The organism is Blautia sp. MSK20_18 (genome assembly GCF_020553125.1).
In the GTDB taxonomy this organism is placed as follows: Bacteria; Bacillota; Clostridia; order Lachnospirales; family Lachnospiraceae; genus Blautia_A; species Blautia_A fusiformis.
In genome coordinates this window covers 18,068-28,535 of the sequence record NZ_JAJCGR010000037.1, presented here as the reverse complement: position 1 = coordinate 28,535, position 10,468 = coordinate 18,068, and the positions used below count along the sequence as shown (strand labels likewise).

General features: G+C 40.7%; 7 protein-coding genes. 5 read left to right on the top strand and 2 right to left on the bottom strand.

The window, feature by feature from the left end:
• Positions 1 to 456, top strand: a 456-nt coding sequence (locus LI091_RS15490) for an RNA-guided endonuclease InsQ/TnpB family protein (protein ID WP_265191331.1), incomplete at its 5' end; no start/stop codon positions are given.
• Between the two features lie 195 nt (positions 457 to 651).
• Positions 652 to 3,936, top strand: a complete 3,285-nt coding sequence (locus tag LI091_RS15485; protein ID WP_265191330.1) for an AAA family ATPase — start codon at positions 652 to 654, stop codon at positions 3,934 to 3,936.
• On the opposite strand, the gene LI091_RS15480 is transcribed toward LI091_RS15485, so the two are convergent.
• A complete protein-coding gene (locus tag LI091_RS15480; protein WP_118368601.1) occupies positions 3,930 to 5,501 on the bottom strand; it encodes a response regulator transcription factor in 1,572 nt (523 codons plus the stop codon). The two genes, LI091_RS15485 and LI091_RS15480, sit on opposite strands and share 7 nt — an antisense overlap.
• Entirely contained in the window at positions 5,498 to 7,243 is a 1,746-nt protein-coding gene (locus LI091_RS15475; RefSeq protein ID WP_173758709.1) for a sensor histidine kinase, read from the bottom strand. The genes LI091_RS15480 and LI091_RS15475 overlap by 4 nt, the downstream gene beginning before the upstream one ends.
• Positions 7,244 to 7,399: 156 nt before the next feature.
• On the opposite strand from LI091_RS15475, the gene LI091_RS15470 reads away from it, so the two are divergent.
• Genes LI091_RS15470 through LI091_RS15460 form a run of 3 tightly spaced genes read left to right on the top strand, consistent with a single transcriptional unit; the run spans position 7,400 to position 10,455 of the window.
• A complete protein-coding gene (locus LI091_RS15470) occupies positions 7,400 to 8,689 on the top strand; it encodes an ABC transporter substrate-binding protein (protein WP_015525935.1) in 1,290 nt (429 codons plus the stop codon).
• Between the two features lie 60 nt (positions 8,690 to 8,749).
• Entirely contained in the window at positions 8,750 to 9,637 is an 888-nt protein-coding gene (locus LI091_RS15465; RefSeq protein ID WP_021651521.1) for a carbohydrate ABC transporter permease, read from the top strand.
• Positions 9,637 to 10,455 carry a carbohydrate ABC transporter permease gene (locus LI091_RS15460; protein WP_021651520.1) on the top strand — a complete coding sequence of 273 codons (819 nt, stop codon included), beginning with the start codon at positions 9,637 to 9,639 and terminating at the stop codon, positions 10,453 to 10,455. Before LI091_RS15465 ends, LI091_RS15460 begins: the two co-directional genes overlap by 1 nt.
• Positions 10,456 to 10,468: the final 13 nt, after the last annotated feature.

Here is a 10,468-nt window from a genome sequence, read left to right as displayed (position 1 = left end):
GAAAATCTAAAGAAAGGAGAAGTCACTCAAAGGGCGAATATACAAAAACAAAAACGCAAGGTACAGAAACTTCATTATAAGATAGATAATATCCGTACGGATTACATTAACAAGACAATCGCTGAGATAGTGAAGACCAAGCCATCTTATATAACGATCGAGGACTTAAATGTAAAGGGTATGATGAAGAATCGACATCTTTCAAAAGCAGTTGCATCACAAAAATTTTATGAATTTAGAACAAAGCTTCAGATTAAATGTAATGAAAATGGGATCGAACTTCGAGTAGTAGATAGATGGTATCCATCATCTAAAACCTGTCACTGCTGTGGCGCTGTCAAAAAAGATTTAAAGCTTTCAGATAGAATATTCAAATGCAGTTGCGGTTATGTCGAAGACAGAGATCTCAATGCTGCACTTAATTTGAGAGATGCAATAACTTACGAAGTTGCATAACTAAAACGCAAACGTGAGTATGTACCGAAGGCTATTTTCGGGAATTTACGACTGCGGAGTGTACAAGAACTTGTGAGTAGATATGATCTCGGTCAATCAAAAACATACACGGTGAAGCAGTAAGTAGAACTCGTGAGAGTCTACGTTATCTCGATGCGAGTATATTTACACACATTTTGAGTGGCAGGTGAAACAATGAGACCGAAAAAACTGACCATCAGTGCCTTCGGGCCCTATGCGGACAAAACAGAGATTGATTTTTCAAAGCTTGGAGAGGGAGGTCTCTACCTGATCACCGGTGACACCGGAGCGGGAAAAACCACGATCTTTGATGCGATCACCTTTGCGTTATATGGAAGAGCCAGTGGAGAGGTAAGAGATCCGGCCATGTTTCGGAGCAAATATGCAGAGCCTTCCACAGAGACCTTTGTGGAGCTTGTTTTTTCCTATCAGGGGAAAAATTATCACGTGCGCCGGAGTCCGGAATATATGGCTCCGAAAAAAAGAGGCACCGGACAGACTCTTAGAAAAGCTGAAGCACAGCTGATCTATCCGGATGAACGTCAGCCGGTGACAAAGGCAAAAGATGTTACTGCGGCAGTGGAACAGCTTCTGGGACTGAGTTATGATCAGTTCACACAGATCGCAATGATCGCCCAAGGGGATTTCCAGAAATTACTTCTGGCAGGAACTATACAGAGAGGAGAGATCTTCCGACAGCTCTTTCACACAGGACTTTATCAGCAGATTCAGATGAAACTTAAGGATGCGTCAATAGCCAGATATAAGGAATATGATGAAATGCGCCGCAGTATTGCCCAGTATTTGGATGGAGTGAAAACGGAGACTGCTTCATGGCAGGAGGTAGAGGAATTTGACGAACTGAAAAAGATAAAATTCGAGGGAAAACTGGAGCGGAGTCTGGAACTTCTGAAGCAGTTTCTGGAATATGGTGAAGCACAGGAAAAAGAGCTCCGGGAAAAAGAAGACTCGCTTAATCAGGATATACGAAAAGCAGAAGAGGCACAAAATCTTGTGGCTCAGAAACGAAATCTGGAGCTGAAAAAGAAAAAAGCGGAAAAAGATCTGGAAGAATTAACACCACTTCTACAGCTTGCAGTAGAAGAGGCGGAAAAATATAAAGATGCAGATCACAGATGTGAAGAGCTTGGAATCAGGATCCGTGAAAAAGAAGAAAAGCTGAAAAAATATCAGGAGCTGGAAAAGCTGAAAAAAGAGCTGGAAACAATCGAAGGACAGCTTGAAACAGTCAGTGAAAAAAAAGAGAAGGATATTTCCGAAGAGCAGCTTTTGCAGAAAAAAGATGAGGAAGAAAAAAAACGCCTTTCAATACTGGCAGATGCAGGAGAAGAACTACAAAAATACAAGTTTGAGTACGATAAACTGGACAGTGAAAAACGAAGCTATGACAGCTGTCTGCTGACGGAAGAAGAGATCAAAAAAGAACAGAAACAGATAGATGGATGGCAGGAAGAAATCATCTGGAAAGAAACGCAGCAGAAGGAAGAGCTGGAGCAGCAAAAGAAAGACAAGGCGCTGTTGGACAGCGCGGAGCTGGAACTTCAGAAGGCAGAGACGAAAAAGACAGAAGGGCTTCGGAAAAAGAAAGAATTAGAAGGACTGATTGCTCTGGTTAAGGAGTTTCAAGGGGCTTATAATGCCACGAAAGAGCAGCAGGAAAAATATAAGATTTCCATTGAAAAAGTACAAAAGCAGAGAGAAGTTTACCAGAAACTGTTTCAGAGTTTTCTGGACGCGCAGGCAGGGCTCCTGGCGCAGGAACTGAAAGAGGGCTGCCCATGCCCGGTATGTGGTTCTTTCGAGCATCCGCGTCCGGGAATACTTCCCAAAGGGCAGGTTGTGGATCAGGAAATCCTGGACAGAGAGAAACAAAAACTGGACAGACTGGAGAATGACGCAAATACGCAGAGTGTGGAAGCAGGAAAACGAAAAGAACGCCAGAAAACATTATGGCATCAGATCCAGAGGGAGGCACAAGAGCTTTTACATGAGACGGAATGGAAAAAGCTGATCCCTTTGCTGAAAGAAAAACAGGACCAATGTGAAAAGCAGCTGGCAGACAGCGAGGAAGAGATTCGCATAGCAATAGAACGTAAAAAAAAGAAGAACGAAACAGAAACGTGGATCGAAAAGCTGGAAACAGAGATCGTTCAGTTACAGGAAGAGAAAAATCAATGTGACAGAAAACAGGCCGGTCTTCAGACAAGAGGCGTGGAAAACAAAAAGCAGCAGCAGATAACAGCAGAAGAGATCCGAAAACTGATTCAGAAAAGTCTGGTGGCAGGAAATGGAGAAGTGACGGACAACACAGCTGCAGGATTTGAAAGACAGATACAGGATATGCTCAGCTGCCTGTCAGAAAAAGTTCAGGGAAAGGAAAAAGAAGCAAAACAGAAACAGGATCTTGAGAAGCTGATCATAGAAAGAGAAAAGACTCTGAAAGAACTGGGAAGAGTTATCAATGAAGCTGCACAGGACATCGTACGTCTGGAAACAGAGAGGAAGAACAAAGCACAGAAAGTGGATGAGCTGAACGAAGAGATCGGAGAAGGTGGAAAAGAATCTCTGGAACAGGAAATAAAAACACAGAGAAAGCTGTATGAAGAGCTGAAAGAAAGCAGCAGAAGAGCTCAACAGAAATTACAGGAGATCCGGGCGGAAAAGGAAAGAATAACAGCGGTTGTAAAAAACTTTGAGGAGCAGAAAAAAGAAATCGGAGAAGTAGATGAGGATGCGCTCAGAGAGCAGTACAGCCGTTTTAGGGAAGAGAAAACACAGCTTTCGGAAAAACGAAAAGCACTTTTTTCTGTTCAGAAGGGAAATGAGGAAATATATCATAAAGTGCAGGTACGTCAGACGGAAATGACTGCGGCGGAAAAAGAATATGTCTGGATGAAAAATCTTTCGGATACAGCCAATGGAAAACTGAACGGAAAGGCAAAGATCGAGCTGGAAACTTATATCCAGATGGCATATTTTGACCGGATCCTGCGAAGAGCCAATCTCCGTCTTATGACCATGAGTAGCGGTCAGTACGAACTGAAACGCCAGGAGCAGAGCAAAAATCAGAAAGAAAAAGCAGGTCTCGATCTGAATGTCATAGATCACTATAACGGAACAGAACGAAGTGTAAAGACATTGTCCGGTGGGGAATCCTTCCAGGCATCTCTGTCCCTTGCACTGGGCCTGTCTGATGAGATCCAGGCCTGCGCAGGGGGAATCCGGCTGGATTCCATGTTTGTAGATGAAGGATTCGGATCCTTGGATGAGGAATCCCTGGAACAGGCCCTGAAAGCCCTGACAAGTCTGACCGACGGAAAACGTCTGGTAGGAATTATCTCACATGTGTCAGAACTGAAGGAACGGATCGAAAATAAGATCATCGTCACCAAAAAATGTGGTGGGGATGGTGTGGGAAGCAGTATAAAAATTCAGTGAAAACGGCAGGAAATCTTCCGATAATCATTGGGAGTCATACCAGTTTGCTGCTTGAAAATACGGCTGAAGTAACGAAAATTGGGATATCCTACCATGTGGGATATCTCATTTACGTGATAGGAAGAAGTTTTCAGCAATTCTTTAGCTTTCTGGATACGCAGATCGGTAAGAAGATCCGTAAAATTTTTGCCGGTTGTCTGTTTGATCAGTCTGCTGATATAAGGAGTACTTCGGTTAAATTCATCGGCGATACTGTATAGGCTCAGAGGTTTTTCATAATTTGCGCGGATATATTCAATCAGCTGACTGGTCAGGTAGTTGTTTTTATTAATTTTATCAGTATTCAGAAGGCCTGCAATCTGAAACATCCAGTCCTGAAATATTTCAGTCTTTTTTTCCGGAAGTGAGGAGGTTGAAAAAAGCTCTTTCTGTGTTTTGGTGATCTGACGTACCGAATCTGACAGTTCCGTGGAAGCTGACTGAAAAAAAGAAAGAAAAAGAGTCATAAAACTATACATGAAACTGTTGAACTCATCAGGAGTTTGCCGGGTGAAAAACTGGGAGATCTCATCAAAATGCCTTTGAATCATTGTTTTGTCACCGGAAGACAGGGAATTGAGAAGAACCTGAAAATAGTTGGATTTTTCATACATGACAGCAACGGGGTTGGTTTCCAGATCACGGTAGAGCATGACAAAATGACTGGAATTTTTCAGGGTATTAAAAATTTCTACAGTCTGGCTTCGAAGCAGGGGAATTTCAGACAGATTCTCAGAGTGACTGCTGATGGCTGCGGACATGAGAACGTGATTCTTTTTTAGTTCCCCATGTATGAAATTAGTTATTTTTGTAAGTTGTTTTTCATCAATGTCCGGACATAAGGAATACAAAGCGTTTCCATAAGAAAAAATAAGAGCTCCCGGAATCTGTTCCTGAAGATAATGTTCGGCGATATGCGTAAAGTAATATTCTTTTTCCAGATCTTTTGAAACTGTTGTAGAACATTTGCAGTATAAAAGGTAGTAGCTTTTAATATGATCCAGGCGGAGCATGGTGACTTCTTCATGAAAAGAAGAAGAAAGGGAAGTGGTGTTCCTGAAAAGTAACCGTTCAAAAAAATCTTTTTGAAGATTTCTGATATTTTCTTTTAGATAGGATTCATATTTTTTGCGCATGATCGCCTGATTTTTCCGTTCGGTGATAGTATGTATAGCTTTCAATACGGATTCTTTCAGGACGTTTTCGTCTACTGGTTTTAGGATATAATCGAAAACATGGTTTTTAATCGCTGTCTGTGCATACTTGAAATCAGAAAAACCGGTAATCAGTATTACGATCTTATCTGGAAAATTATTATGCACGAAAGAAGAAATATACAGGCCGTCTTTTCCTGGCATACGGATATCCGTAAGAATGATATCTGGTTGCTGAGAGGATATGATCTCCAGTGCTTTTGCTGCATTGTCAGAAGTAAAAATATTCTCTTTTTCTGTAAAAATCTGTGAAATATACATTTTAAGTTTTTCCAGGATGATCTTTTCATCATCAACGATCAGAATTTTCATTTTGTCAGGTCCTCCCTTTGATGTATTTGTGGAATACGGATCGTAACACATACAGAAGTACGGTCTTCCATATTTTCAAGAAGCAGTCCATAGGAATTTCCGAATTGGGACCGTAGCCGCATCTGAATATTTATAAGCCCAATGCTTTTCTGGTCGGAAAAAGAAGTTTGTGATACAGAGTGAATCTTTTCAATTACCTGGTGAGAAAACAGGGGGCCGGTGTTATAGACTTTGATCAGTACATCGTCTTTAAAAGTAAATAATTGAATAGAAAGAAAGCCATTTTCCACAGATTCACTGATACCATGTATGATAGCGTTTTCAACGACCGGCTGTATGATCAGTTTTGGGATATACAGATCTTCCATGGGATCGTTACATTCGATCAGAAAAAGAAGCCGATCCTGGAAACGCATTTTCTGAATATCCAAATATTCTCTTGCGTAATTAAGATCTTCTGAAATAGGAAGAAGATCAGGGCCTTTGATGCTCATTCGCATGATATCAGCCAGTTTTGGAACGATATCTGTGATTTGCGCTGTTTTTCCAAGAGATGCCAGGCTTGAGATACAGTCCAGGGTATTGTAAAGAAAATGTGGGTTGATCTGTGCCTGAAGCGTTTTCAGCTCTGCGTTTTTTAGAAGAATCTGTTGTTCCGTGATCTTCTTTCCGGATTCCTGAAGGCGCAGGAGCATATGGTTATATTCCTTTGTCAGCTCAGAAAATTCGTTGCTGGAAACTGTGTGGATTAGGGCGGTTTCATCGGCAACAGAAGTTTGTTTTAACTTAGTGATAAAAACCTGAAATTCCTGGGATATGGTTCTTGAAATTTGAATAACAGCGAAAACCAGTATCAAGAGAAAAAATATGGAAATAACCAGTAGCTGACGCCATACACGATTGATCGAATGAAATGCGCCGGTTGTGTTGAGAAGCCCTCCGATTTGTAAGAAATCGTTTACAGAATAGCGGATGGCATAAAAATTACTATTCCCCCTGTGGGAGTGATAATTCATATTCATGCTGGCTGTGACGGATGGGGCATAGGGGGAAGTTGTATATACCAGGTCACTATTTTGAAAAAGGGAATAATAACTATATTCAGAATCCTGATGCTCCGTGATCATATCCTCCATAAACCGGATATTGATCTCAGTCAGTAAAATACCGATCTTCTTTTCCGGTTTCTGAATGTCAAAAATATTTTTGGCAGCAGTGATGGTATAAGGTTCCTTTGGAGAATAGTAATAACAGAGAGTTCCCTTTGGTTGTTTTAGATACTCACTGAGCTGCTCCAGTTTTTGCTCCTGTTGTTCCAGGGTGGAATTATAAATAGTCTGATTGGAAATGATCCCATTATCGGTCAGAACAATATAAACCCGTTGAATTTTAGACTGAGCACCTAAAAGATATGTGGAGAAAAGGGTGTTACACTGGGACTGAACTTCTTCCGGACTGAGCTTTTTATCTGCATAGGAATGGATCAGAGACTGAATTTCTGTTCCGTAAAGCAGCAGATCAATGTTGGAGTTCAGTGAGGAAAAATAACTGGCTGTATTTTTTGCGATAGACAGAGTATTCTCTTCATGTTCCAGAAGAATATTGTTACGGGATTCTTTTACATAAATCATATAAAAAGAAGATAATAAAATGATATAACTGAGAATCACAACTGGAAGAACGATGACAAGAATTCGAAATTTTATAGAGTGTTCTTTAAATTTTGCAGTAATAGAAAACAATTCTTACCCCTCCTTTCGGTATTATTATATAATGATGAGTAAAAAAAACCAATACATATTATGAAAAGTGACACATAATGTCAAGAAGTGTGCACTGTTTTGATATTAAAAATTATAATATAATGAGTTCATCAAAAAAGAACGGAGGGTTTACAAATGAAGAGAAGAAAGGTGACAGCGTGCGCAATGGCAGCGCTCATGGCAATGGGGCTTGTTGGAACAGTGATGCCGGTTTACGCAAAAAGTAATCTGAAAAATGTAGACGATGTAGTTGAGATCAAGATGGCAGTGTGGACTTCCGGAGCTGCGGATATTTACAATAAAGCAGCGGAAGGGTTTAATCAGACTCATGATAATATAAAATTATCTGTGGAGATGCAGTCCGGAGATTATAACCAGTATCTTGGAGCAAAGACAGCGGCAAAAGATCTGCCGGATCTTTTTGAAGTAAGTTCTTATTCTCAGGTATATGATTTTGCACAGAACGGGCTGCTGGCAGACGTAAGCGATCATGAGTTTGTGGACAAACTTTATGACAATGCAAAAGAAGCAGTTACTTATGATGGCAAAGTGTGGGGATTTCCACAGATGTATGAATGGTGGGGTGTACTTTATAATAAAGATCTTTTTAAAAAAGCAGGAATTGAAAAAGTGCCGGAAACTTTTGATGAGATGAAAGCAGTCTGTGAAAAACTTCAGGCTGCGAATATTACACCATTTACCGCTATTTATAAAGATAACTGGACAGTAAGTCAGGAATTCTGCTCCTTATTCGGAGGAGTACTTGGTGGAAAAGATAAGATCGACAGCTGGCTGGATTCCATGAATAAGGGAGAAGGGAGCTTTAAGGTGGATGGCGTAGACAGAGTCTTTGATTTTATGGATCTTATGAAAGAAAATTCCGGACAGAATTATATGGATTCGGATGCGGCCACAGGATTTTATGCATTTGCAAACCAGGAAGCAGCAATGATCTTTCTTTCAGATGCGGCAACGATTTCTGTAGGAAGTGTAACACAGGATCTTCCCATCGGATTTTTTGCAGTTCCAGTAAGTGATAACGCAGATGATGCAGAAGTTGTGGCATGTGCAACAGATGCGATCGTGGCCAACGCAAACGGGGAACACTTGGATGAAGCCCTGGAAGTGCTTGATTATATCGGAGATGGCGGGGACTGGCTGAAAACAGTGACCAACAGCTACGGCGGCTTTATGGCTTGCATGGACATTGAAGCAGATGATGAAATTGCAAGTAAGGATTATTATAAAGATCTGAAAGCGTATATGGATGCAGGAAAGGTCAGAAGTACTTTGTGGAATCAGCTTCCAAGCGGAGCAAGCGATGTTCTGGGCGATGATGTTCAGGGATATTTTGCAGGAATAACCGATGAAGATCAGACACTGGATGCTCTTGATGAAGGATTTAAAAAGCTTGCAGAAGAATAAACACACAGGAAAACAGGCGGACTTTTAAAAGTCCGCCTGCTATATACGGGGGTAGGAAACATGTCGGACATTTTATACAGAAAACAGAAAAAATATTATTTCCTTCTTGTGCTGCCGGCACTGTGTATTTATACTTTTGCGCTGGCAGGACCGTTAATTTTTGGAACGATCCCGAATTCGTTTTTCAGTTGGAATCTGATCAAAGGAACGCATAACTGGATCGGAATAAAAAACTTTGTCGATTTGGTTCATGATAGAGATTTTATACAATCTATGTTTTTGACGTTTAAACTTGCAGTGGTTACGATTGTTCTGACCAATGTACTGGCTTTTTTTATAGCTCTGGCGTTGAATACACATATTTTCGGTAAGCCAGTGATCCGGGCGTTCTTTTTTATTCCGAATATTATCAGTGGAGTTATGATCGCCCTGGCGTGGACATTTATTTTTCAGAAAGTAACGCCAATAATTGGAGAACTTTTACATTCGGAAGCAGTAACAGGGTTTAGCTGGTTCGGGAGTTCAACGGCAGCATTTGCGGCGGTATCAGTGGTTACCGTGTGGCAGGGCCTGGGATTTTTGATGATCCTTTACATCACAGGTTTGCAGTCGATTCCTCTTGATGTGATGGAAGCGGCATGCATTGACGGATGTGTGGGACTGAATCGTATTATAAAAATCCAGCTTCCGCTTCTGATGCCAACGATTACGATCAATCTGTTTGTATCTATTGCAAATGCATTTAAAGCATTTGATATTAACTACGCTTTAACCGGCGGCGGACCTTCAAAAACAACACAGACGATCGCCATGAATATTTATGATGACGCATTTGGAACTTTTAATATGGGGTATGGCTGTGCGAAATCGGTGATCCTGTTTTTGATCATAGCAGCAATTTCCTTGATTCAGCTTAATATTACTAGAAAAAGAGAGGTGCAGTCATAATGACATGGAAAAAGAAAATTGCAGGTACCGCAGCAATGTTTATATTAGGCTTTATTTTTATTTTACCGGTATTGTGGATCGTTATGAATTCAATTAAAACAAGTCCGGAAATTGCGGCTGATTTTCTGGCATTACCAAAGTCTTTATATCTTGATAATTTTAAAAATGCCATGGAAAGCATGAATTTTTTAGTTGCATTAAAAAATTCTGTTGTGATTACATTGGGAGCTATGCTGGGAGGGCTGTTCGTATCGTTTGCCGGTGCTTTCGGAATCTCACATCTTCGTGGGAAAATCTCACAGAATCTGTATCTGTATTTTGTTTTCGGACAGATCGTGCCGTTTCATGCAGTTATGATTCCTATTTCTGTACTTGCTACAAATACCAATCTTACCAATTCCCTTGGAGGAATTATCATTCTTGATATTGGATTCTTCTGTGCGTTTGGAATTCTGACGTTTACGGGATTTTTGAAAAATGTACCTCGGGAGCTGGAAGAAGCAGCCGCAATAGATGGATGTGGAGTTTTTCGAATTATGACGCAGATCGTATTTCCACTTGTTAAACCAGCAACGGTTACCATTGGTGTATTGTTTTTTATGTGGTCCTGGAATGACTTTCTGCTTCCCAGTATTCTCATTGGAGACAGTGAACTGAGACCGCTGACGGTAAATCTTTTCATGTTCAGAAGTGCTACCAGCACACAGTGGAATCTGTTTATTGCAGGACTTACCTTGTGTATTATTCCCACAATTATCCTTTACATCTGTGCACAAAAATATATTACAAGCGGACTAACAATGGGAGCTGTAAAATAAAGGAGGAATAAAG

What these genes read in the sequence shown, in the direction of transcription:
- LI091_RS15465 (WP_021651521.1), top strand. Translation starts at nt 8,750, where the DNA reads ATGTCGGACATTTTATACAGAAAACAGAAAAAATATTATTTCCTTCTT.
- LI091_RS15470 (WP_015525935.1), top strand. Translation starts at nt 7,400, where the DNA reads ATGAAGAGAAGAAAGGTGACAGCGTGCGCAATGGCAGCGCTCATGGCA.
- LI091_RS15480 (WP_118368601.1), bottom strand. Translation starts at nt 5,501, where the DNA reads ATGAAAATTCTGATCGTTGATGATGAAAAGATCATCCTGGAAAAACTT.
- LI091_RS15485 (WP_265191330.1), top strand. Translation starts at nt 652, where the DNA reads ATGAGACCGAAAAAACTGACCATCAGTGCCTTCGGGCCCTATGCGGAC.
- LI091_RS15460 (WP_021651520.1), top strand. Translation starts at nt 9,637, where the DNA reads ATGACATGGAAAAAGAAAATTGCAGGTACCGCAGCAATGTTTATATTA.